Origin of the sequence: Achromobacter aegrifaciens, assembly GCF_902859735.1 — a bacterium.
GTDB lineage: Bacteria > Pseudomonadota > Gammaproteobacteria > Burkholderiales > Burkholderiaceae_B > Achromobacter > Achromobacter aegrifaciens.
Genome location: NZ_CADIJY010000005.1, coordinates 218,813 through 241,158, shown reverse-complemented (window position 1 = coordinate 241,158; position 22,346 = coordinate 218,813). Strand labels below are relative to the sequence as shown.

The following is a 22,346-nucleotide window of genomic DNA, read 5'->3' as shown; positions in this document are numbered from 1 at the left end:
GCCTTAGATGATGCTCCAGAGACCGACCATCGACGCGCCCAGGCCCACCTTTTCCGCAGTGACCGCGTCGAACTGGTAGCTGGCGCCGGTGGTGCGGTACGAGACCATCTGTCCGATGCTGCTGACCATGGCGTAGTTGGTGAACGAGAGGTTCAGCATGACCGTGGTGCGGAACAGCGCCAGGCGATGCATGCCGAATTCCGCCTTGGCCACTGCCAGGCCGATGGAGAATGGCGTGGCCTGAAGCCAGCTTTCCTTGGAAAGATCCTTGACGTTGGCAGCGTCCATCACGACATCGGCAGGGGTTTTCAGCGTGATGTTGCCGTCGGCCTTGACCAATACGGTGGATCCCGTCGACTCCATGTCTATCTTGCCCTTGGCCTTGAGATCCATGGTGGACGTTTCGGACTCCACGTGCATCGCGGTCTTGGCCTTGACGTCCATGTTCGCGTCGGTGGAAAGCACTTCGACCTTGCCCTTGGCCTTCTCGGTGAGCATGCCGGTCTTGACGTGATGCAGCGAGTCGCCTTCGTTCACGTAGACCTGCTCGCCGTTCTTCAAGGTTTCCTTGAAGAGACCCGTGATCTCGCGTTCCTCGCCCTTGGCTGCGACCGTCGTCTTCAGGCCGTTGTCGAACTTCTCGTCCATCAGGCCGTCTTTCACGTTGACCGTGCGCGATGCCTTGACGGTGTATTCCTCGTGCCCCTTCACGAACACGTCGCGCGTCTTGTCGACATGCAGCTTGTCGGTGCCGGTGACCTTGATGTCGCGGTTGCCGCCGATCCTGGTGGTGTCGTTGTCGCCGATGGTGGTGCTGCGGTTCTCGTCGGTCGAATGGAATTCGTTGGCTTCCACCTCGGTGCAGAGTTCGCGTTCCGCATGCAGCCAGATGCGTTCGCTGCCGCTCTTGTCCTCGAACATGAGCGCGTTCGCCGTCGCGGGCGTGCCGCTCTTGGAGCGGCTCAGGAAGCCGCTTTGCGTGGCGTTGTCCGGCAGGTCCCAGGGCGGCAGGTTGTTGGCGTTGAAGACGCGGCCGATCACGATGGGGCGGTCGGGCTGGCCGCCGATGAAGTCGACGATCACTTCATCGCGCACGCGCGGCAGCTGGATGCCGCCAAAGCCGCCGCCGGCCCAAGGGCTGGACACGCGCACCCAGCACGAGCTGTTCTCGTCCTTCTTGCCATAGCGGTCCCAATGGAACTGCACCTTGATGCGGCCCATCTTGTCCGTCCAGATTTCCTCTCCTTCCTTGCCCACTACCGTGGCGGTCTGCGGGCCATGGGTGCGCGGAACGGGAGTCACGCGCGGCGCGCGGAATTGTGTGCTGGATGGCAGCACGACGAACTCCAGGTCGAAGTCGCCGGGATCGGGCTGGCCGCTGGCATAGCCTGTTTCACGGATCCGGTAGTAGGTGCTGACGACGAGGTACTCGCGGTTCTCGGCCTGGCGCGGATGATTGCGCAGCGTGAAGAGATGGCCCGTGGCCAGCCCGCGGGCGTTGGAGCCGCCGGCGCTCTGCTCCTTTCTGCATTGCAGGTCTTCGAGCCGCACGCGGGTGTAGTGCTCCGCGTCGTCAGGATTGGTGTAGCCCCCTTGCCATTCGTACATCTCCAGGTCGCCATGGTCGTGCGCGCCGGGGTTGTTGCGGCGCGCTTCCAGGCTGGCGGCGGGCGTGAGCGGATGGTAGTCCGTGGTGGCAAAGGCGCCGGGCGTGATCTGTTCGGCCACTTCCCATTTGTAGACGTGGTCTTCGCGCGGGATGGTGATGCGGTCCGGCCCGTAATAGGGAATCTGCTCGTAGCCCGAGACGGGCTCGTGCTGCGTGATGTCGTCGGTGAGGACCAGGGTGTGCTTGCCCTTGTCGTGCTTGAACCAGAAGTAGATGCCCTCGTGCTCCATAAGGCGGCTGATGAAGGCGTAGTCGGTTTCCTGGTACTGGACGCAGTATTCCCAATTGCGGTAGCTGTCCACCAGCTTGAACTCGATGGGATAGTCGTAGTCCTTCAGCACTTCCCGGATGACGTCGGGCACGCTCTTGTTCTGGAATATCTTGTTGTCCGAGGTCTGGGTCAGGTACCAGAGCCACGGCCGCACCGTGGCGCGGTAGATGGTGTAGCGCGAGGTGTTGTTCTCGCGGCCCACCAGCGCGCAACGCGTGATGTGCCCGCTGAGATAGCGCGGTGCGGCGGACCCGGTTTCGATCTCCAGCGTCAGCGGCTTTCCCAGCAGCGACTTCATATCCAGCGAATAGGATTCCGAGACCAGCTCGACCTCCAGTTCGTACAGCTGCGAAAGGCTCTCGGCGCCATGCATGGCGCGGAACTTCAGTTGCTCCGGCGGCAGGGGCGTATGCGCCTTGACGACACGTTCGCTGGGCACGTTGCGGTCCATCTCACCGTCTCCTTATGAGAATGCTTCGCCTGTTGCTGCGTGTGCTGCTTTCGATTTCTTCGCGGCCGCGCGCCAGGCGCGTCACGATGACTGCAATGGGATGTCCGGCCACGCGATGGGGCCGCTTGCATAGGCGGGCAGGGACTCGTCACGAACGGGTCTGCGCCGGGGAAATCTGTCTCTGGATCTGATGCGCGCCGGTCTTGCCGCCAGCGTGAGCGCCGATTGTAGGCAGGGGCGAAAGCGCCGGAGAAGCGCTCTCACATGCTTTTGTGTTTTTTACGCTTCGGTAACAGTCCTTCCGTGATGCGCCCGATTCCGTAAGGTCTGTGTCCAAAAATCAATGCAGCAGGGAGACAAGTGTTCAATTGTTTACTCGGGTGTTAGCTATCTGTAAGAAAAATCTGTAGTTGTTAGGTTGCCGTTGCATGCGGAAAGAGATGCCTAGAATTCACCCTTCCGTGAAGCAGCGCGGAGCGTAGTGGTTGTATCCAGGCAGCATCCCAGCAGGCATTTAACTGATGACTATGGAATTCGCCGACATCCTCAATACACTCGATTCACGTCTGCCCTGCGGGGAAGACCTCGAATACGACGCCGACTTCCTGCAACTGCAGCAAGCCGCGGCGGGGCGCGACGAACAGCAGTTCGGGTCGACCATCATTGCCGCGCAGCCACCTGACTGGCGCGAAGTCGAACGCCTGGCGCGCGCGCTGCTGGAACGCACCCGCGACCTGCGCATCATTGGCCTGTTGACCTCCGCCTGGACCGAAATCCGCGGCCTGCCCGGCTATGGCGATGGCCTGGCGCTGGCCGTCGATACCCTGGAACGCTATTGGGAGCCGGTGCATCCACGCCTGGACAGCGTGGGGGAAGACGATCCCATGCCGCGCATGAACGCATTGGCGGCCTTTGGCGACATGCAGGGCTGTGCGCGCAGCCTGCGTTCGGCCAGCCTGATCAGCGGCGTGCATGGACAACTCACCGTGCGCGATACCGAAGCGCTGCTGGACGGCAGCCGCCAGGATGCGGACGGCTATCCAGGCGGGCGTCCGCGCCTGGTCGAGCGCTTGCGCCAGGCATGGACGCAAGGCGATGCCGACGTGCAGGCGCTGGCCTCAGCCGCCGATGCGCTGCGGCGCATTCAGAAACTCGTGACGGACAAATTGGGCGCCGCGTGGGCGCCCGACTATGCGGCCATCCTGCGCACGCTGGACCTGGTGCTGGACGCGGCGCGCGATCCGCAATCCGCGAGGCCGACCGCGGCGCCGGCCGACGAGGCGCGGACCGCGGCAGAGGCGCCAGCCACGCAGCCGGTCGCGAGCGCGGCGGATCACGCCGCACGCTGGCAGGACGCGACGATCCAGTCGCGCGACGAGGCCGTGGCGATGCTGTCCAAGGTCTGTGCGTACTTCGAGGCCAACGAGCCCGGTCATCCCGCGCCTTACCTCATCCGCAGGGCGCAGCAGCTCATCCCAATGAGTTTTCACGACATCATCAGGAATCTGGCGCCCCAGGGGCTGGAGCAGTTCGAGGCATGGCTGCCGCGGTCCGAGGCGAACCGGCAGGAACCGTAAGGCGGGCCAGCCGCCGCACCAACAAGAGGAGACGACATCATGGCGACCAGCCTGAAGGGAAGCGGCCAGAAGTTCATTGCAAGAAACCGCGCGCCGCGGGTGCAGATCGAATACGACGTGGAGATCTACGGCGCTGAACGCAAGATCCAGTTGCCGTTCGTGATGGGCGTGCTGGCGGACCTGGCCGGCAAGTCCGAAACGCCGCAGCCGGAAGTGGGCGAGCGCAAGTTCCTCGACATCGACATCGACAACTTCGATGAACGCATGCGGTCCATCCAGCCGCGCGTGGCGTTCCAGGTGCCCAACACGCTGACGGGCGAAGGCAACCTGAATGTGGACGTCACATTCGAGAGCATCGACGATTTTTCGCCGGCCACCGTCGCTCGCAAGGTTGGCGCGCTGAACGAATTGCTGAGCGCGCGCACCCAGCTGGCGAACCTGTTGACCTACATGGACGGCAAGACCGGCGCCGAGGAACTGATCGGCAGCGTGCTCAAGAATCCAGCGCTGATGAACGCGCTGGCGGCCGCGCCGAAGCCGCAAGAGGAGCCGCGCGCATCCGATGCCCCCGCGCCGGACCCGGCCGCCTGATTTCCGCTTGAATCGCTTTTCGGAGAATGCCATGACCGCAGTGGCCAAACGCGCCGACGCGCGTGCTGTCGAGACCCTGCAGGCGGACGATCTTTCCGCCCTGCTGAAGAAGGAATTCAAGCCCAAGACCGAGCAGGCGCAGGAGGCGGTGGAACACGCCGTGCGCACGCTGGCGCATCAGGCGCTTGAGAACAGCGGCGTCGGCCTGTCGTCGGACGCCTACCGCACCATCCAGGCCATCATCGCCGAGATCGACCGCAAGATGTCGGAGCAGATCAACCGCGTGATGCACCACCCCGACTTCCAGCAGCTGGAGGGCGCGTGGCGCGGCCTGCATTACCTGGTCACCAACACCGAGACCGACGAACTTCTGAAGATCCGCGTGATGTGCCTGTCCAAGTCGGAACTGGGCCGCACGCTCAAGCGGCACAAGGGCGTGGGCTGGGACCAGAGCCCGATCTTCAAGCGCGTGTACGAGGAAGAGTACGGCCAGTTCGGCGGGGAGCCCATCGGCTGCCTGGTCGGCGACTACTACTTTGACCACAGTCCGCCCGACGTGGAACTGCTGGGCGAGATCGCCAAGATCTCATCCGCCGCGCACTGCCCCTTCATTGCGGGGGCTTCGCCCAACGTGATGCAGATGGATTCGTGGCAGGAACTGGCCAACCCGCGCGACCTGACCAAGATCTTCACCAACACGGAATACGCCGCATGGCGCAGCCTGCGCGAATCCGAGGACTCGCGCTACATCGGGCTGGCGATGCCGCGCTTCCTGGCGCGGCTGCCCTACGGCGCGCGCACCAATCCCGTCGACGAATTCGACTTCGAGGAAGACACAGACGGCGCGAACCACGACCGCTACACCTGGACCAATTCCGCCTATGCCATGGCGGCCAACGTGAACCGCTCGTTCAAGCTGTACGGCTGGTGCACGTCCATCCGCGGCGTGGAGTCCGGCGGCGCGGTGGAGAACCTGCCGTGCCACAGCTTTCCCACCGATGACGGCGGCGTGGATCTGAAGTGCCCGACCGAGATCGCCATCAGCGACAGGCGGGAGGCCGAACTGGCCAAGAACGGCTTCATGCCGCTGGTGCATCGGAAGAACTCCGACTTCGCCGCCTTCATCGGCGCGCAGTCGCTGCAAAAGCCGCACGACTACTACGAGGCCGACGCCTCGGCCAATGCCAAGCTGGCCGCGCGCCTGCCGTATCTCTTCGCATGCTGCCGCTTCGCGCATTACCTGAAGTGCATCGTGCGCGACAAGATCGGCTCGTTCCGCGAACGCGACGACATGGAGCGCTGGCTGAACGACTGGATCATGAATTACGTCGATGGCGATCCGGTGAACTCCTCGCAGGAAACCAAGGCGCGCAAGCCCCTGGCCGCGGCCGAGGTGCAGGTGCAGGAGATCGAGGACAACCCGGGCTATTACTCCGCCAAGTTTTTCCTGCGGCCGCACTATCAGCTGGAAGGGCTGACGGTGTCGCTGCGGCTGGTTTCCAAGCTGCCTTCGCTCAAACAGAACGAAGGCTGAGTGGCGCTGACAAGTCGGGGCGCAACCGTGCCCCATAACTCCAGGAGACAGATGTGGCAGTGGATATGTTCATGAAGATCGATGGCGCCAACGGTGAATCCAAGGACGCCAACCACAAGGACTGGACCGATATCGTGTCCTTTTCATGGGGCGCAACCCAGCCAGGCAACCTGGCCAGCGGCGGCGGCCTGGGCGCGGGCAAGGCCAGCTTCAACGATCTGCACGTAGTGGCCCGCATCGACAAGGCCGCGCCAGCCGTGATGAAGCACTGCGCCAGCGGCAAGCACCTCAGCAAGATCGAGCTGTCCATGTGCAAGGCCGGCGGCGAGCAGATCGAGTACTCCAAGATCACGCTGGAGGACGTGCTGGTGTCGTCGGTGCAGATATCCGGGGACCGCAGTGCCGAAGGCGTGGTGGTGAACTTCGCGTTCCAGGCGGCCAAGGTCAAGCAGCAGTACTGGGAGCAGACCGACAAGGGCGGCAAGGGCGCGGAAAGCCTGGTGGCTTGGGACATCAAGCAGAACAAGGAAGTGGGCTAGGGCGGAGACACCCATGTCCATCGCTGCGGTTCCCTTCGGCGCGCTCAGCCTGGCTGGCCAATTGGACGAGCTGCAGGCGCAGGTGCGCCGGCAGCCCGCCGACGCGGACCTGCGCGCCCAGCTTTTCCAGCTGCTGGCGGTGCAGGGGGATTGGGCGCGCGCGGCCGAGCAGCTCAACGTCTGCGGCCATCTGAACGCGCAGGCGCGGCCGACGCAGGTGCTTTACGCCAGCGCCATCGCGGCGGAACGCGAGCGCGAGGCCGTGCTTGCCGGGCAAGGCGAACCCGCGCTGCTGGACGAGCCCGCTGATTGGCTGCGGGCCATGATATCGGCGCTGCGCCTGGACGGCACTGCGCCAGGCCAGGCGGCCGAGCTGCGCGGCAAGGCTTTCGAGGATGCGAGCGCGCGTGCCGGCCTGTTGGAACTGGCGGCGCAAGAGACGGCGCAGCCGTTCCAATGGATCTGCGATGGCGACAGCCGCCTTGGTCCGGTGTTCGAGTTCCTGGCGGGCGGGCGCTACGTGTGGCTGCCCTTCGCCGGGCTCAAGCGCGTGCGTCTGCTTGCGCCGGAAGGCCTGTGCGACCTGGTCTGGGCGCAGGCCGAGATCGAACTGGAAGACGGCCGGGTGCGGCAGGGCCTGGTGCCGGCGCGCTATCCGGCAGCGCCCGGCGCGCGCATGGTCGAACTGTCCGACTCGGCCAAGCTGGGCAGGACGACCGATTGGCGCGCCTTGCATGGCGATACCTACGCAGGCGTGGGGCAGAAGATGTGGCTGACGGATGCCGCGGAAGTCGCGCTGCTCGAGGTACGCAGCCTGGAGCTGGCGTGATGGGCCACGCCGATCGTCCGCGCGATTGGGAGCCGTTGTCGCGCGGCCAGCGCGCGGCGCGCGACCGGTTGCAGCCGTCGCTGCTGGATCGCCTGATGGACAACGAGCCCGCCAAGCGCGAAGAACCGCGCGAAAACGCCATGTTGACGCATGAGGCGCTGCGCGCGGCGGTGCTGCGGGACCTGCGCTGGCTGCTCAATACCGTCAACCTGCAGGCGTCCCAGGACCTGTCGGCGCACCGGCCGGTAGCGGCCTCGGCGCTGAACTTCGGCGTGCGCGCCATGGCGGGAAAGCGCATGTCGGAGATCGACTGGATCGACGTCGAAGAGTCGATCCGCGCAGCGATCTCCGCGTTCGAGCCGCGCATCCTGGACTCGTCGGTGGAAGTGCGCTGCGTGTCCGATGCCGGCACGCTGGAACACCACAATGTGCTGAGCCTGGAGATACGCGGCATGCTGTGGTGCGTGCCGCAGCCGCTCGAGTTCCTGTTCCGCACGGACATCGACCTGGAAAGCGGCCACATGGATCTGCGCGATCTGGGCGGTGCCTGATGGACGATCGCCTGCTGGATTACTACAACCGGGAACTGGTCTATCTGCGGGAGCTGGGCGCGGAGTTTGCGCAGGCCCATCCCAAGGTGGCGGCGCGGCTGGGCATGAATGCCACGGAGGTCGCCGATCCTTACGTCGAGCGTCTGCTGGAGGGCTTCAGCTTTCTGACCGCCCGCATCCATATGAAGATGGATGCCGAGTTTCCGCGCTTCTCGCAGCGGCTGCTGGAGGTGGTCTATCCCAACTACCTGGCGCCCACGCCGGCGATGGCCATCGTGCAGTTCGCGCCCAGCATGAACGAAGGCACCTTGGCGGGCGGCTTTGAATTGCCGCGCGGCACGCTGCTGCGCGGCCGCGTGGCGCGCGGCGAGCAGACGCCTTGCGACTTCACCACCGGCCACGCCCTGCGCCTGTGGCCCTTGCAGGTCACGCAGGCGGAATTCACCGCCGCGCCGCAGGATCTGCCGCTGGCGCGGCTGGGCCTGGCCGGGCGCGCCGCTCGCGTGCTGAGCGCGCTGCGCATCCGGATAGAGGTTTGCGGCGGGCAGCGCCTGGAGGACCTGGAGCTCGATCAGCTGGTGTTCCACCTGAACGGCCAGGACCTGCAAATGCAGCGTCTGCTTGAAGTCGTGATGGGGCATACCGTGGCGGTGCTGGGCCATGACACCGCCAGGCCGGTGGCATGGATCAACAGACTGCCGCCGGACGCGGTGCGCCACGAGGGCTTTGCCGACGAACAGGCGTTGCTGCCGGGCGACGCCCGCGTGTTCCAGGGCTATCGCCTTCTGCAAGAGTATTTCGCATTCGCGCAGCGTTATCTGTTCTTCAGCATCAACGGATTGAAGCAGGGGCTGCGCACGCCCGCGATGCCCCAGGGCGCGCAGCGCGAAACCCGTGCATTCGATCTGACTCTGCTGTTCTCGATGGCGGCGCCGGAGCTGGAAGGCGCGATATCGGCCGCCAACCTGGCGCTGCATTGCGTGCCGGTGATCAACCTGTTCGCCAAGCGGGCGGACCGCGTGGCGGTTACGCCCAGGACTTCCGAGTACCACGTCGTCATCGACCGCAGCCGCCCGCTGGACTACGAGGTCTACGGGGTGACGCGCGTCGCGGGCCATGCCGCCGCGCAGCGGCAGGAGCAGGAATTCCGGCCGTTCTACGGTTCGCTGGGCAGCGATCCCGAAGAGCACGGCGCGTACTTTTCCATGCGCCGCGAGCCGCGGCTGGTGTCCGATAGCGCGCAACGCAACGGCACCCGTAGCGGCTACATCGGCAGCGAAGCGTTCCTGTCGCTGGTGGACCGGCGCGAGGCGCCGTTCTCGGGCGACCTGCGCCACCTGACCCTGGAAACCCTGTGCACGAACCGCGATCTGGCGCTGCTGTTGCCGCTGGGCGGAGATACCGACATGACCTTGCGCGTGTCGGCGCCGGTGCGCGCGGTCAAGGTGCTGCACGGACCCACGCGGCCCCGCGCGGCGCTGGCCGAGAACGCGGCCACCTGGCACCTGATCAGCCACCTGGGCCTGAACTACCTCAGCCTGACCGACCTGGACGCCGAGCAGGGCGCGCAGACCTTGCGCGAAATGCTGCACGTGTACGGCAACCTGGCCGAACCGGGCGTGCGCCGGCACATCGCGGGCCTGCGGCACGTCAGCGCCACGCCGGTGCATCACCGTCTACCCGTGCCCGGCCCCATCGTCCACGGGCGCGGCGTGCGCATCGCGCTGCAGGTGGACGAGACCGCGTTTTCGGGCATCAGCCCTTATCTGTTTGGCGCCGTGCTGGAGCAGTTCTTCGCCCGCCACGTATCGATCAACCTGATGTCGGAGCTGGTCCTCTCGACCCTGCAGCGCGGCGAGGTCGCCCGCTACAAGCCCCGCATGGGACGCCGGCCCGTGGTCTAGGGGCTGTGCACATTAAAAGGAGCGCGTGATGAAGTCCGCCGCACATCTGAACCGCATGGCTTACGACCCCGTCCATCTGCTGGGCGAGCTGCTGCGCCGCGAAGACGACGGCAGCTATGCCGTGGCCTGCGATGGCCGCGTCTGGACCGTGCAGCGCGCCGCCAGCTGCCTGCTGGAGCCGCAGCCGGGCGACGAAGTGCTGATCAGCGGGCCGGACCCCGCCCGCATCTACCTGATCGCCGTCACCGTGCAGGCCGATCCCGCACGCACCACGCTGCAGGCGGAGGGCGAATTGCTGCTGCGCTCGGGTAGCATCCGCATGGTGGCCAGGCAGCTGCATGCCACGGTGGGCGAAGTCCGTCTGGTGGGCCGCAGCTACGAGGCGGTGATGGACCGCATGACGCTGATGGCGCGGCTGTCGCAGCGCAGCGTCAGCGAGATGGACCAGGTGCGCGCCGGCGCCATCGATTTCCAGGCCGAGCAGAGCGCGCGGCTGCACGCGGCCTACACGGTGGTGACGGGCGGCGACCTGGTGAAGGTGGACGCCAAGCAGATACACATGGGGTAGGACGGTGGATATCGCCCAGCCTGTTGCCGATCCCGTCCATCCGTCCGCCGCGCCTGATGGCGCGCTGGCGCAATGGTGGCGCGCGGTCGAACGCGAACCGTACGCCCATGACCTGTTCCATGCCTTGCGCTGGATCGATGCGCTTTCGGGCGCGCGCAAGCCCTTGGGACGCGACACGGTCGCGCGCCACGAACCCGTGCGGCTGCGGCAGGAGCCGTCGATGGCGTTCGCGCCGTCCACCGTGGCCGCCGCGCGCGCCGCCACGGGCGGGCGGCCCGCGGAACTGTCGATTTACAGCTTCGGCCTGTTCGGCCCCAATGGACCCTTGCCCCTGCATCTGACAGAGCATGCCCGCGAGCGTCTGGCGCATCACGGGGACCGCACGCTGTCCGCATTTGCCGACGTGTTCCATCACCGGCTCATCCTGCTGTTCTACCGCGCCTGGGCGGACGCGCAGAGCACGGTCAGCCTGGACCGCAAGGATGAGCGCTTCACTCGCTACGTAGCCAGCCTGCTGCATATGGGCGAGCCGTCGATGCGCCGCCGCGACGCGGTGCTGGACCACGCCAAGTACCACATGGCGGGCCATCTGACGCGACAGACCCGCAACCCGGAAGGGCTCAAGCACATCTTGCAATCGTTCTTCGGCCTGCCCGTGCGCATCCGCGAGTTCGTGCCGCAATGGATCCGCCTGGAACCAGCCCAGCGGCTGGGCCTGGGCGGCTTTGCGGGGCTGGGGCGCGACACGGTGCTGGGCGTGGCGGTGCGCGATGCCCAGCACAAATTCCGCATCGAGATCGGCCCGCTGGCGCTGGAGGACTACCAGAGCTTTCTGCCGGGAGGCATACGCGCCCGCCAGCTGACGCATTGGGTCAGGCATTACATCGGCATGGAGCTGGCCTGGGACCTGAGACCGGTGCTGCGCGCGGAGGACGCGCGTGGCGTGAACCTGGGCGCCGCGCGTCCGCTGGGCCTGTCCTCATGGCTGGGCAAGCGCCGGCCCGAGCAAGGCGAGGCGGGCGATCTTCTGCTGGACTACGAAAGCCGCGGCGCCAGGCCGCCACGTGGCCGTGCGCCGGCCTCAACCTCAACGACGACGCGCGCGTGACGCGCCACCCTGCCATGTCCGATATCGGCCGCATCGACCTCTTCGGCAAGCTCAATCCACTGCTCTACCAGACGCTGGAGGGCGCCACCGCGTTCTGCAAGCTGCGCGGCAACCCCTATGTGGAGCTGGTGCATTGGGTGCATCAGATCCTGCACGCGCAAGACAGCGACCTGCATCGCATCGCGCGTCGCTTCGAGCTGGACCTGGCCGCCTTGCAGGCCGACCTGACGGCGGAGCTGGACCGCCTGCCGTCCGGCGCGGGCTCGGTCTCCGACCTGTCCGAACACATCGACCATGCGGTCGAAAGGGCCTGGGTGCTGGGCTCGCTGCGCTATGGCGCGGCGCGCATCCGCAGCGGCCATCTGCTGGCGGGACTGGCGCGGACCTATGCGCTGCGTCACGTGCTGCTGGGCATGTCGGCCCAGTTCTCGCGCATCGCGCCGGACACGCTGTTGGAACAGCTGCAGGAGATTGTGCAGGGCTCGCCGGAAGACGCGGCCGAGACTGCGCCCGTTGCCGCCGCCGGGGCGCCGGACGCGGGCGGTTCCGCGCTGGCGCGGTTCGCCGTCGACCTGACGGCGCGCGCGCGCGCGGGCGAGATCGACCCGGTTTCGGGACGCGATGAGGAAATCCGCCAGCTCATCGACGTGTTGATGCGGAGGCGGCAGAACAATCCGCTGCTGGCCGGCGAGGCCGGCGTCGGCAAGACGGCCGTGGTGGAAGGGCTGGCGCTGCGCCTGGCCGCAGGCGAGGTGCCGCCGCAGCTGCGCGATGTGGCGCTGTACCTGCTGGATATTGGCCTGCTGCAGGCGGGCGCGGGCGTGAAGGGCGAATTCGAGCAGCGGCTGCGCGGTGTCATCGATGAGGTGCAGGCCAGCGAGAAGCCGGTGGTGCTGTTCATCGACGAGATCCACACGCTGGTGGGCGCGGGCGGCGCGGCAGGGACCGGAGACGCGGCCAATCTGTTGAAGCCGGCGCTGGCGCGCGGCGAGCTGCGCACCATCGGCGCCACCACCTGGTCGGAATACAAGAAGTACATCGAGAAAGACCCCGCATTGAGCCGCCGCTTTCAGGTCATACAGGTGCACGAGCCCGACGAGGCGCGCGCATTCGGCATGTTGCGCGGACTGGCTGAAACGCTGCAGGCGCATCATGGCGTGCTGCTGCTGGACGAGGCGATCGAAGCGGCGGTGACGCTGTCGCACCGCTACATTCCAGCGCGCCAGCTGCCCGACAAGGCCGTTGCGTTACTGGACACGGCCTGCGCGCGCGTCGCCGTCAGCCAGCATGCGGCGCCGCCCAGCCTGGAGGATGCGCGCAGGCGGGTACAGGCGCTGGAGCTGGCTCAACGCATCGCCGAACGCGAGCTGCGTCTGGGCGAGGGCGATGCGCAGCGGGTCGGACGCCTGGCGGCCGAGCAGGCCGTCGCCGCGAAAGAGGAGCAGGCGCTGGCGGAGCGCTGGGAGTCGGAACGCGCGCTGGCCGGAGAGGTGCTGAATTTGCGCCAGACGCTCGAGCTCGCCTCCTCCGATGCGCAGGAAGACCAGCGCCGCGCACTGGCGCAGGCGCGCATAGCGCTGGCGGCCAGTCAGGATGAATCCGCGATGGTGCATTGCGCGGTCGATGCCGCCGCCGTGGCCGCAGTGGTGGCCGACTGGACCGGCATTCCCGTGGGCCGCATGCTGCGGGACGAGGCGCGCGCGGTGCTGGACCTGGCGGACACGCTTTCGGCGCGTGTGATCGGCCAGCGAGATGCCCTGGAAGCGGTGGCGCGCCGCGTCCAGACTTCGCGGGCCGGCCTGACCGACCCGGACAAGCCGGTAGGCGTGTTCCTGCTCTGCGGCCCCAGCGGCGTCGGCAAGACGGAGACCGCGCTGGCGCTGGCCGAGGCGCTTTACGGCGGCGAGCAGAACCTGATCACCATCAACATGAGCGAGTTCCAGGAGTCGCACACGGTGTCCACGCTCAAGGGTGCGCCGCCGGGGTATGTGGGGTATGGCGAGGGCGGCGTGCTGACCGAGGCCGTGCGCCGGCGGCCCTACAGCGTGGTGTTGCTGGACGAGGTGGAGAAGGCGCATGCCGATGTGCACGAGATCTTCTTCCAGGTCTTTGACAAAGGTTGGATGGAGGACGGCGAGGGGCGCTATATCGATTTCCGCAATGCGGTGATCATCCTGACTTCCAACGTGGGCGCGGAACGGATCGCGGCGCTATGCCGCGATCCCGAGCTGCTGCCCGACGCCGCCGCGTTGGCCGCGGCATTGCGCGAACCGCTGCTGCAAGCCTTTCCAGCCGCGCTGTTGGGGCGGCTGGTGGCGGTGCCCTACCTGCCGCTGCCGGACGCCATGCTGGCGCGCATCGTGGACCTGCAGTTCGAACGCGTGGGCCGCCGCCTGCTCGAGCAGCACGGCATCGTGCTGGAGGTGACGCCCGAGGCCACTGCGCTGGTGGTGGCGCGCTGCGCGGAAGTGGAGTCGGGGGCGCGCATGGTGGATGCCGTCCTGACCAATACCGTGCTGCCCCGGATCAGCCGGGAACTGCTGGGCGCCTCCATGCAGGACCGCAGGCTGAGCAAAGTAAGCCTGTCGGTCGCCGACGGGGAGTTCCGCTATGACTACGCCTGAGGCCTCAGCGGTTCTTGTCGCCGGGTTCTGGCTTGACGGGCGCGGGCCGCAGGTAGCCGCCGATCTCGCGCAGATGATCGGACGCGCTGCGGCCGTCTGCCGCGTCGCGCGGGCGGCCCAGCGCGTCGTCGACGGGATGGGCCCGGTGCTCGGCCAATGCGTCGTGCGCGGGCAGGGCGGACGGGGTGCCGTCCGAGAAGATGCTGGGTGTGTCGTCGCCCGGCGCATCGAACAGCGCCAGGGGATCGGTGGGCGGGCGCGACACCGCGCCGTCGCCGGGCGGCAGGTGGCGCAGGGGATCTTCCGGGTTGCGCGCCTGCGCGGAGTCCAGATCGAAGGGGTGTGTGGAGACGTCCGGCGCGCTGCCCACGGGCAGGGTGCCGGGGCCGATCAGGTCGCTGAAGATGTCGTCGTCGACCACGGCGGCCGCGCTGGCCGCCGGAGCCTCCGGCGCGGCCGCTGCGGCGCGCAGCCGGTAGTCGCCGATCTGCAGCTCGTCGCCTGGATGCAGCGGCACTTCCTGGTCGCGCGCGAGCGCCTGGCCATTGACGCTGACCGTGCTCATGTCGCTCAGGTTGAGCAGAAAGCCGGCGTCCTCGTCGTTGACGCGGATCGCCGCCTGCACGCGGCAGATGCCGCGCGTCGGATCGGGCAGGGCCAATTGGTTGTCGAGACTGCGGCCTACCGTGCCGCCGGGCGCCGTGAACACGGCGTGGATGGGTTCGAAGGCCGGATCGCCGGCACGCTGGAACACGGTGAGTTTCACGCCTGTCTCCTGGGCGCCGTCGGCGCGTTAACGGATCTGGGACGCTTGCGCCGCCTGGAATGCCGGTCCCCACTGGGGGTGTCCGGCCTCATTCGGCGCGAGCTGGAACGAGGGCTGCAGCTGCAGGATGCGCGCGAAGCTGTCCTCGCACAGTTGGCGATAGTTGGTCACGCAGTAGCTGAAGGCCTGCAGCTTGAGCGCTTCGACCCGCATGGGCGTGGGCGCGGTGGCAAGCGCGTCGGAAGTCGCCACCGTGCGCACGACGGCTCCGAAGCGGCTGGCGGCATATTCGTCGCGCACCTGCTGCAGCGCTTCCACGGCTTGCGGCGATGGGGTGGAAGCACAGGCTGCAAGCAGCGCGAGCGTGGATATCAAGCAAATGCGTGCGGACTGTTTCATGGCGCGGGCGTGTCGTTCGGAGTGTGTAGGCCTGGTCATTCCGCCGATGATAGCGGCCCGCCGTGCAAGGTATGCGTCGCGGCGTAACAGACGTGTGTACTTTTATTTCCGAGGTCTTATGAACGGTCCATGCCTACGAGTGATTCCGACGGGACGGCGGCGCACCGCGGCGATTCTCGCGGCTGCGTTGACGGCGGCGATGCTCGCGGCATGCTCGTCGACGGCCAAGCGAGTGCCCGTGCCGTACGCGATCGAACTGCGCGCGGATCCGAAAGTGAACCAGAACGCCAGCGGCAGGCCCTCGCCGGTGCAGGTGACGATCTATGAACTGAAATCGGCCAGCATCTTCGAATCGCGCGACTTCTTCACCTTGCAGGGCGATGCGCATGCGGCGCTGGGCGCGGAGCTGCTCAATGTCGACCAGGTCATCCTGAAACCGGGTGAAACCAAGGTGGTGCAGTACCCAGGCAACGCCGAGGCGCGCGTGGTGGGCGTGGTGGCGGCCTATCGCGAACTGGAGCAAAGCAAGTGGCGGCTGCTGGTGTCGTTGCCCGAGGCGCAGAACACCAACATCTACAAGGTCTGGCAGTTTTCGCCGAACGAGGAGACGGTGAAGGTCGCGGTCAAGCGCGACGGGCTGGAAGAAGTGGATCGCAGCCGTTCGTGGTGGCCCTTTTAGAAGCGAAGAGAACCGCACATGGTGAGTAGAGACAAAGTGATCTGGTCGGAGGGCATGTTCCTGCGGCCGCAGCATTTCCAGCAGTTTGAACGCCATATGCTGCATACCGCGCAGCAGCGCGCAGCCACGCTCCAGGGATGCTTCTGGGGCTTTGGCCAGCTGTCGCTGGACCGCGACGCGCTGGCGATCGGCAAGGTGGCGCTGACCCGGGCGCAAGGCGTCATGCCCGACGGCACGCCTTTCGATTTCTCGCATCCGGACGCGGCGCCCGCGGCGTTCGAAGTACCGGCGCAGACGCGCGGCGCGCGCATCATGCTGGCCCTGCCGCGCGTGCGCGCCGGCGCCAGCGACGTCATCTACGAAGGCGAGGAAGACACGCTGGCGCGCTATCTGGTGCACGAGGCCGAAGTGGAAGACAGCGGCTCCGTGGCGCTGGAACCCGTCCTGATGCAGCTCGGACGCTTGCGGTTGCGATTGATGCTGGAGGACGAACTTACCGACGACTGGCTGGGCCTGGGCGTGGCGCGCGTGCTGGAGCGGCGTTCAGACAACCGGGTGGTGCTGGACGAAGGCTATGTGGCGCCGTGGCTGGCGGCGGGCGAGCATCCGGTTCTGCGGGGCTTCGTCGATGAACTGCAGGGGCTGCTCGACGCGCGCAGCGAGGCGCTGGCCTCGCGCCTGTCGCAGCCCGGCCGCGGCGGCGTTTCCGAGGTGTCGGACTTCATGCTGCTGGAAACCGTCAACCGCTATATGGGTTCGATCTGGCATGTGCGGCAGCTTCCCGCGCAGCATCCCGAACGCCTGTTCCACGACTGGCTGATGCTGGCCTGCGACCTGGCCACCTTCACGTCCGCCACGCGCCGGCCCGGTGTGCTGCCGGACTACGTGCACGATGATCTGCAGGGCAGCTTCACGCCTTTGATGAACGAGCTGCGCCGCTCCCTGTCGGCCGTGCTGGAGCAGCGCGCCTTGCAGATACCGCTGCAGGACCGCGGCCAGGGCGTGCGCGTGGCGCAGATCCAGGACGCGGAACTGTTGCAGTCGGCCGGCTTCGTGCTGGCGGTGCATGCGGACCTGGGCGTGGAGACCGTGCGGGCGCGCTTTCCGGCGCAGGTCAAGATCGGTCCGGTGGAACGCATCCGCGACCTGGTGCACCTGCAATTGCCGGGCGTCGCCGTGCGCGCGCTGCCCGTGGCGCCGCGACAGATTCCGTACAGCGCCGGACATGTCTATTTCGAACTGGATAAGAGCGGCGAATTCTGGAAGCAGCTGGAGCGCACCGGCGCGCTGGCGTTGCATCTGGCGGGCGATTTTCCCGGGCTGACGATGGAGTTCTGGGCGCTGCGCGACTGAGCGCGGCCAAACCAGGCGGAGACAACTATGCATGCTTCGGATCACACGCTGGCCGGCCCTCCGGGCGGCATCGGCGAAGGCGCTGCCAATACGGCGGGCAGGCTGCGTCCCCACGATTACGTCATCAGCGGCGCCAATCCGCTGGTGGCGGCGGCCAACCCGCTGCTGGACCTGATCCCGCAGATCCGCGCCACGGCGACGCATCCCTCGCCTGCGATGCTGCGCGAGCACCTGCTGGACGAAGTGCGGCAGTTCGAGCTGCGCGCGCAGCAGGCGGGCATCCCCAACGAAACCATACTGGGCGCGCGCTACTGCCTGTGCACGGCGCTGGACGAGGCCGCGGCGCTCACGCCATGGGGCGGGGGCGGCGTGTGGTCCGCGCACAGCCTGCTGGTCACGTTCCACAACGAGACCTGGGGCGGAGAAAAGTTCTTCCAGCTGCTGGCCAAGCTGTCGCAGAACCCCGGGCAGCACCTGGATCTGCTGGAGTTGCTGTATTACTGCCTGCTGCTGGGCTTCGAAGGGCGCTACCGCGTGATCGACAACGGCCGCTCGCAGCTGGAAACGCTGCGCCAGCGCCTCTTGCGCATCCTGCGCGGCGCGCGCGGCGATTATCCGCTGGCGCTGTCTCCGCATTGGCGCGACGAGCCGGCGCAGACGCCATTGCGCCGCCTGCCCGTGCCGCTGTGGGTGTTCGGCGCGTTGGCAGCCGTCCTGGCGCTGGCCCTGTACTGGGGCCTGGGCTGGCGTTTGGGCAGCGAGTCCGACGGCGTGTTCGCGTCCATCGCCAAGCTGCGTCCGCCCACGGTGCAGATCGCCCCGACCGCCGTGAAGCGGCCTGCGCCCGCGCCGCGGCTGGCGGTGTTCCTGGCGCCCGAGATCCGCGACCAGTTGGTCACCGTGCGCGATGAGGTGGACCGCAGCGTGGTGGTGCTGCGGGGCGATGGCGTATTCGAATCTGGCGCCAGTTCCGTGCGCGACCAGTACCTGCCGGTGCTGTCGCGCGTGGCCGATGCCTTGCGCGAGACGCAGGGCAGCATCCTGGTGCGCGGCTACTCCGACAACACGCCGATGCGCAGCGCACGCTTTCCGTCCAACTGGCATTTGTCGCAGGCGCGCGCGGATGCGGTCAAGGACATGCTGGAGCAACGCCTGGGCCAGACGGCCCGCGTGCGCGCGGAAGGGCGCGGCGACGCTGATCCGGTGGCGCCCAATGACACGGCCGCGGGCCGCGCGCTGAACCGGCGGGTGGAGATCACGGTGCTGGTGCCGCCGGTGGCGCACGAGCAGGGAGGACAGGAATGATCTACAGGCTGTTCGGATGGTTCTTCAGCCGCCGCGTGTGGAACTTCCTGGGGCTGGTGGCCCTGGCGGTGCTGATCTGGATCGCGGGGCCGCTCATCGCCATCGGCACGGTGCGCCCGCTGGAAAGCGAAACGGTGCGCATCGCCGTCATCGTGGCGATGTTCGCGATCTGGCTGCTGCGGCTGTTGTGGCGCAAATGGCGCGAAGGGCGCTTGAACGCGCAGCTGCTGAGCCAGTTGCGGCGGCCCCGGCCCAAGGCGGAAAAGCCGCTGGAGGAAGCCGCCGGCAACGACGAGATACGCCAGCTGGAGGCGCGCTTTCACGAGGCCGTGGAACTGCTGCGCAAGACCCGCTTCGAGAGCCGCGGCAGGCGCGGCGCGCTGGACCGGTTCTCCAAGCAGTACCTGTATCAGCTGCCCTGGTACGTGATCATCGGCGCGCCGGGCGCGGGCAAGACCACCGCGCTGGTGAATTCAGGCTTGAACTTTCCTCTGGCCGAACGCTACGGCAAGGTGGCCTTGCGCGGCGTGGGCGGCACGCGCAATTGCGACTGGTGGTTCACTGACGATGCCGTGTTGCTGGACACGGCGGGGCGCTACACCACGCACGAAAGCGATCCGACCGGCGACGAAGAAGAGTGGCGCGGCTTTCTCGGCCTGCTGTCCAAGTACCGCGGCCGCCAGCCCATCAACGGCGCCATGCTCACTGTCAGCGTCGAAGACCTGCTGTCGGCGTCGGATGCGGAACGGGCGCAGCATGCGGCAGTGCTGCGACGCCGCCTGCAGGAATTGCGCGAGCAGCTGGGCATCGCATTCCCGGTGTATGTGCTGGTGACCAAGACGGATCTGCTGTCCGGTTTCGAAGAGTACTTCGCTTCCTTTACCCGAGAGGAGCTGGCGCAGATCTGGGGCTTTACCTTGCCGTATGCGCGCGCGCAGGAGCCGGGTTTCGACCTGTATGAAGCCTTTCACGAAGAGTATGCGCTGTTGCAGCGGCGGTTGGATGACGCCTTGCCTGAAGTGGTGGCGGCCGAGAGCGATCCTGCGCGGCGCGCGCTTGCCTACATGTTGCCGCAGCAGTTCGCGGGCCTGCAGGCCATCCTGGGCCATTTCCTGAGCGATGTGTTCGCGACTTCGAAGTTCGAGGCGCGGGTCATTCCGCGAGGCGTCTACTTCACCAGCGGCACGCAGGGCGGAGAGACCTTCGACCAGGTGACTGGCCATCTGAAGCGCTACCTGCGCATCGACGGCGGCGCCGCGCCCGCGGCCAGCGTGCCGGGCGAGGCGGAAGGACGCAGCTACTTCCTGAAGAACCTGCTGCAGGACGTCATCTTCCGCGAGGCCGGCCTGGCCAGCCGCAACCTGCGTTGGGAACGCCGCTATCGGCAGTTGCACTGGGCGGGGTACGGCCTGGTGACAGCGGCCTTCCTGGCCTTGGTCGCGGGTTGGACGATGAGCTATCGCAACAACGCCGATTACGTGGAAGAGGTGGCGCGGCGGGTGCCGGCGGTGGAGAAGCTGAGCCGCGACATCAAGATCACGCGCACCGGCGACCTGCTGGGGCTGATGCCCTTCCTGGACAGCCTCTGGTACCTGCCCCAGCACGAGGGCTTCGAGATCGACAATCCGCCCCTGAGCTATCGCTATGGCCTCTACCAGGGCCAGAAGCTGCGGGCGGCGGCGCAGGGCGTGTACGGCAACACGCTGGACCAGGTGCTGCTGCCGCAGGTGGCGCGGCGCGTCGAGACCGCCCTGCGCGACGCCTCGGCCAGCGACCTGGAGTATTCCTACGAGGCGCTGAGGGCCTATCTGATGCTGTACGAGGCCGAACGCTACGACGCGGAGTTCATGCATGCGTGGCTGCTCTCGGACATGCAGGCCACCCTGCCTGAAGGCTACACGCGGCGCCAGTATGAGCAGCTGTCGCTGCACCTGCGCAACCTGACGCAGAGCCACGTGCTTGCATCGCCGTTTCCCAAGGACGACGCGCTGGTGGCCCAGGCGCGCGAGAAGCTGGCGCGCTACACGCTGGCGCAACGCGCCTACAGCCGGCTGCGCCGCACCCTGGCCAACGCCGACGCGGCGCCCGAGATCACGGTGGTGACGCTGGGCGGCGCGCAGGCCAGCGCCGTCTTCGTGCGCAAGAGCGGCAAGCCGTTGAGCCAGGGCATTCCCGCGCTCTACAGCTATCGCGGCTATTGGGACGTGTTCAACAAGCGCGTGACCGGCGTGGCCGAGGTGCTGCGTTCGGATGATGCGTGGATCCTGAACATCCCGTTGCGCAGCCAGCTGGACCAGACGGCGCAACGCCAGCTGGTGGTCGACATCAAGCGCTTGTACATGAACGACTACGTGGCGCAGTGGGACGGCTATCTGAACGATATGCAGCTGGCGCCCAGCAAGTCGCTGCTGCAGAACATCCAGATGGCGCGCACCTTGTCCGCGCCGGAGTCTCCGCTGGTGCAGCTGGTGCGCGGCGTTGCGCGCGAGACCTCCTTGCTGCGCGATACCGGCAAGGATGACCGCTCGCTGGTGGACCAGGCGCGCGACCGCGTCAGCAGCACGCGCGAGGCGCTGGAGCAGATGTTCGGGCCAACCGGGCCCGGCGCGGCCATGCGGGCCGACGCCACCGACGAGAAGCTGGAGCGCATCGTAGACCAGCATTTCGAGCCGTACCGGCGGCTGGCCGAAGGCGAGGGCGCGGCGGCCGGCGCCACCTCGCCGATCGCAGCCACCACCGGCCTCATCAACGAGCTCTATACCTATCTGACGGCGGCGGATGCGGCCTTGCGCAGCGGCAGCCCCGCACCCAGCTCGGATTCCGTGACCAAGCTGAGGGCCGAGGCGGGCCGCTTGCCAGGGCCGCTGCGCGACGTGCTCAACTCGCTGTCGGTGAACGCGTCCGGCGAGGTGTCCGACGTGGCCCGCGCGCGCATGGGCGAGACCGTGTCCGCCACCATCGGCATGTTCTGCGGCCAGTCCGTGGCCGGACGCTATCCGTTTTCGAGCCGTTCGGCGCGCGACGTGGCGCCCAACGATATGGCGCGGCTGTTCGGGCCCAATGGCCTGATGGACGACTTCTTCCAGAAGAACCTGGCGAACCAGATCGACGTTTCCGGACAGCGCTGGCGCTTCAAGCCCGGCATCGACGGCAAGTCGGGGGAGAACTCCACCACGCTGGACGCGTTCCAGCGCGCGGGCGTGATCCGCGACGTGTATTTCATGGCGGGCAACCCCATGCCCTCGTATCGGGTGGCCATCAGGCCCGTGGAAATGGACGCGGGCATTACCCAGTTCGTGATGGACGTGGATGGCCAGGCGGTGCGCTACGCGCATGGTCCGCAGGTGGCGACCACGGTGCAGTGGCCCGGTCCGCGCGGCAGCAACCAGGTGCGCATCGAGCTCACGCCGCAGGTCGGCGCGGCTGGCATGACCACGTCGGGCCCCTGGGCGCTGAACCGCATGCTGGACCGCGCCCAGCTGCGGCGGGGGGCCACGCCGGAGGTCACGCTGGCCACATTCGATCTGGGCGGGCGCAAGGTGGTGCTGGAGATCACCGCCAGCAGCGTCAAGAGCCCTTTCCATCTGGCCGAGATGCAGGCGTTCGCCTGCCCGGGCGCGTCGTGAAC

General features: G+C 67.1%; 17 protein-coding genes. 14 read left to right on the top strand and 3 right to left on the bottom strand.

Annotated features, from left to right (window positions below; genetic code table 11):
* Nucleotides 1-3 precede the first annotated feature (3 nt).
* Nucleotides 4-2,391, bottom strand: coding sequence for a type VI secretion system Vgr family protein (locus tag HV766_RS17160; protein WP_054457222.1), 2,388 nt, complete (start codon nucleotides 2,389-2,391; stop codon nucleotides 4-6).
* Between the two features lie 527 nt (nucleotides 2,392-2,918).
* On the opposite strand from HV766_RS17160, the gene tssA reads away from it, so the two are divergent.
* The 10 genes from tssA to tssH all read left to right on the top strand — a co-directional run bounded on the left by tssA (nucleotide 2,919) and on the right by tssH (nucleotide 14,216).
* Nucleotides 2,919-3,968, top strand: coding sequence for a type VI secretion system protein TssA (tssA, locus tag HV766_RS17155; RefSeq protein WP_175160154.1), 1,050 nt, complete (start codon nucleotides 2,919-2,921; stop codon nucleotides 3,966-3,968).
* Nucleotides 3,969-4,007: 39 nt separating this feature from the next.
* Nucleotides 4,008-4,559, top strand: coding sequence for a type VI secretion system contractile sheath small subunit (tssB, locus tag HV766_RS17150; protein ID WP_054457219.1), 552 nt, complete (start codon nucleotides 4,008-4,010; stop codon nucleotides 4,557-4,559).
* A 31-nt stretch (nucleotides 4,560-4,590) separates the two neighbouring features.
* Nucleotides 4,591-6,093, top strand: a complete 1,503-nt coding sequence (tssC, locus tag HV766_RS17145) for a type VI secretion system contractile sheath large subunit (protein WP_059379448.1) — start codon at nucleotides 4,591-4,593, stop codon at nucleotides 6,091-6,093.
* 71 nt (nucleotides 6,094-6,164) lie between these two features.
* On the top strand, nucleotides 6,165-6,632 hold the full coding sequence (locus HV766_RS17140; RefSeq protein WP_088607795.1) for an Hcp family type VI secretion system effector: 468 nt from the start codon (nucleotides 6,165-6,167) through the stop codon (nucleotides 6,630-6,632).
* Between the two features lie 13 nt (nucleotides 6,633-6,645).
* Nucleotides 6,646-7,461 (top strand): type VI secretion system accessory protein TagJ, encoded by an 816-nt coding sequence (locus HV766_RS17135; RefSeq protein ID WP_119449737.1) that lies wholly within the window; start codon nucleotides 6,646-6,648, stop codon nucleotides 7,459-7,461.
* On the top strand, nucleotides 7,461-8,012 hold the full coding sequence (tssE, locus tag HV766_RS17130) for a type VI secretion system baseplate subunit TssE (RefSeq protein ID WP_054457215.1): 552 nt from the start codon (nucleotides 7,461-7,463) through the stop codon (nucleotides 8,010-8,012). Before HV766_RS17135 ends, tssE begins: the two co-directional genes overlap by 1 nt.
* On the top strand, nucleotides 8,012-9,916 hold the full coding sequence (gene tssF / locus HV766_RS17125; RefSeq protein ID WP_175181587.1) for a type VI secretion system baseplate subunit TssF: 1,905 nt from the start codon (nucleotides 8,012-8,014) through the stop codon (nucleotides 9,914-9,916). Before tssE ends, tssF begins: the two co-directional genes overlap by 1 nt.
* 28 nt (nucleotides 9,917-9,944) lie before the next feature.
* On the top strand, nucleotides 9,945-10,484 hold the full coding sequence (locus tag HV766_RS17120) for a DUF3540 domain-containing protein (protein ID WP_054457211.1): 540 nt from the start codon (nucleotides 9,945-9,947) through the stop codon (nucleotides 10,482-10,484).
* Nucleotides 10,485-10,488: 4 nt separating this feature from the next.
* The gene (tssG, locus tag HV766_RS17115) at nucleotides 10,489-11,592 is read left to right on the top strand and encodes a type VI secretion system baseplate subunit TssG (RefSeq protein ID WP_119449734.1); all 1,104 of its coding nucleotides are present in this window, start codon (nucleotides 10,489-10,491) and stop codon (nucleotides 11,590-11,592) included.
* Nucleotides 11,593-11,606: 14 nt separating this feature from the next.
* Nucleotides 11,607-14,216: a type VI secretion system ATPase TssH gene (gene tssH, locus HV766_RS17110; protein WP_125472569.1), complete on the top strand. Its 2,610-nt coding sequence runs from the start codon at nucleotides 11,607-11,609 to the stop codon at nucleotides 14,214-14,216.
* 4 nt (nucleotides 14,217-14,220) lie between these two features.
* Here the strand turns inward: tssH and HV766_RS17105 are convergent, their stop codons facing one another.
* Together HV766_RS17105 and HV766_RS17100 are read right to left on the bottom strand one after the other, a co-directional pair.
* Nucleotides 14,221-14,982 (bottom strand): FHA domain-containing protein, encoded by a 762-nt coding sequence (locus HV766_RS17105; protein WP_054457208.1) that lies wholly within the window; start codon nucleotides 14,980-14,982, stop codon nucleotides 14,221-14,223.
* Between the two features lie 27 nt (nucleotides 14,983-15,009).
* On the bottom strand, nucleotides 15,010-15,381 hold the full coding sequence (locus HV766_RS17100) for a TssQ family T6SS-associated lipoprotein (protein ID WP_054457206.1): 372 nt from the start codon (nucleotides 15,379-15,381) through the stop codon (nucleotides 15,010-15,012).
* Nucleotides 15,382-15,499: 118 nt separating this feature from the next.
* Between HV766_RS17100 and tssJ the strand changes: the two genes are divergently transcribed.
* From tssJ to tssM, 4 genes are read left to right on the top strand one after another with little or no spacing between them, the layout of a single operon-like run.
* Nucleotides 15,500-16,060, top strand: a complete 561-nt coding sequence (gene tssJ, locus HV766_RS17095; RefSeq protein WP_054457203.1) for a type VI secretion system lipoprotein TssJ — start codon at nucleotides 15,500-15,502, stop codon at nucleotides 16,058-16,060.
* Nucleotides 16,061-16,078: 18 nt separating this feature from the next.
* Nucleotides 16,079-17,413, top strand: coding sequence for a type VI secretion system baseplate subunit TssK (tssK, locus tag HV766_RS17090; protein ID WP_175181586.1), 1,335 nt, complete (start codon nucleotides 16,079-16,081; stop codon nucleotides 17,411-17,413).
* 27 nt (nucleotides 17,414-17,440) lie between these two features.
* Entirely contained in the window at nucleotides 17,441-18,718 is a 1,278-nt protein-coding gene (locus HV766_RS17085) for a DotU family type VI secretion system protein (RefSeq protein ID WP_054457200.1), read from the top strand.
* The gene (tssM, locus tag HV766_RS17080; protein WP_054457198.1) at nucleotides 18,715-22,344 is read left to right on the top strand and encodes a type VI secretion system membrane subunit TssM; all 3,630 of its coding nucleotides are present in this window, start codon (nucleotides 18,715-18,717) and stop codon (nucleotides 22,342-22,344) included. The genes HV766_RS17085 and tssM overlap by 4 nt, the downstream gene beginning before the upstream one ends.
* Nucleotides 22,345-22,346 lie beyond the last annotated feature (2 nt).

Bases quoted from the DNA above. Each gene is read 5' to 3' on its own strand.
- HV766_RS17120 (WP_054457211.1), top strand. From the start codon at position 9,945: ATGAAGTCCGCCGCACATCTGAACCGCATGGCTTACGACCCCGTCCAT.
- tssK (WP_175181586.1), top strand. From the start codon at position 16,079: ATGGTGAGTAGAGACAAAGTGATCTGGTCGGAGGGCATGTTCCTGCGG.
- HV766_RS17140 (WP_088607795.1), top strand. From the start codon at position 6,165: ATGAAGATCGATGGCGCCAACGGTGAATCCAAGGACGCCAACCACAAG.
- tssE (WP_054457215.1), top strand. From the start codon at position 7,461: ATGGGCCACGCCGATCGTCCGCGCGATTGGGAGCCGTTGTCGCGCGGC.
- HV766_RS17160 (WP_054457222.1), bottom strand. From the start codon at position 2,391: ATGGACCGCAACGTGCCCAGCGAACGTGTCGTCAAGGCGCATACGCCC.
- tssH (WP_125472569.1), top strand. From the start codon at position 11,607: ATGTCCGATATCGGCCGCATCGACCTCTTCGGCAAGCTCAATCCACTG.
- tssF (WP_175181587.1), top strand. From the start codon at position 8,012: ATGGACGATCGCCTGCTGGATTACTACAACCGGGAACTGGTCTATCTG.
- HV766_RS17100 (WP_054457206.1), bottom strand. From the start codon at position 15,381: ATGAAACAGTCCGCACGCATTTGCTTGATATCCACGCTCGCGCTGCTT.
- tssA (WP_175160154.1), top strand. From the start codon at position 2,919: ATGGAATTCGCCGACATCCTCAATACACTCGATTCACGTCTGCCCTGC.
- tssJ (WP_054457203.1), top strand. From the start codon at position 15,500: ATGAACGGTCCATGCCTACGAGTGATTCCGACGGGACGGCGGCGCACC.
- HV766_RS17135 (WP_119449737.1), top strand. From the start codon at position 6,646: ATGTCCATCGCTGCGGTTCCCTTCGGCGCGCTCAGCCTGGCTGGCCAA.
- HV766_RS17085 (WP_054457200.1), top strand. From the start codon at position 17,441: ATGCATGCTTCGGATCACACGCTGGCCGGCCCTCCGGGCGGCATCGGC.
- tssC (WP_059379448.1), top strand. From the start codon at position 4,591: ATGACCGCAGTGGCCAAACGCGCCGACGCGCGTGCTGTCGAGACCCTG.
- tssB (WP_054457219.1), top strand. From the start codon at position 4,008: ATGGCGACCAGCCTGAAGGGAAGCGGCCAGAAGTTCATTGCAAGAAAC.
- tssM (WP_054457198.1), top strand. From the start codon at position 18,715: ATGATCTACAGGCTGTTCGGATGGTTCTTCAGCCGCCGCGTGTGGAAC.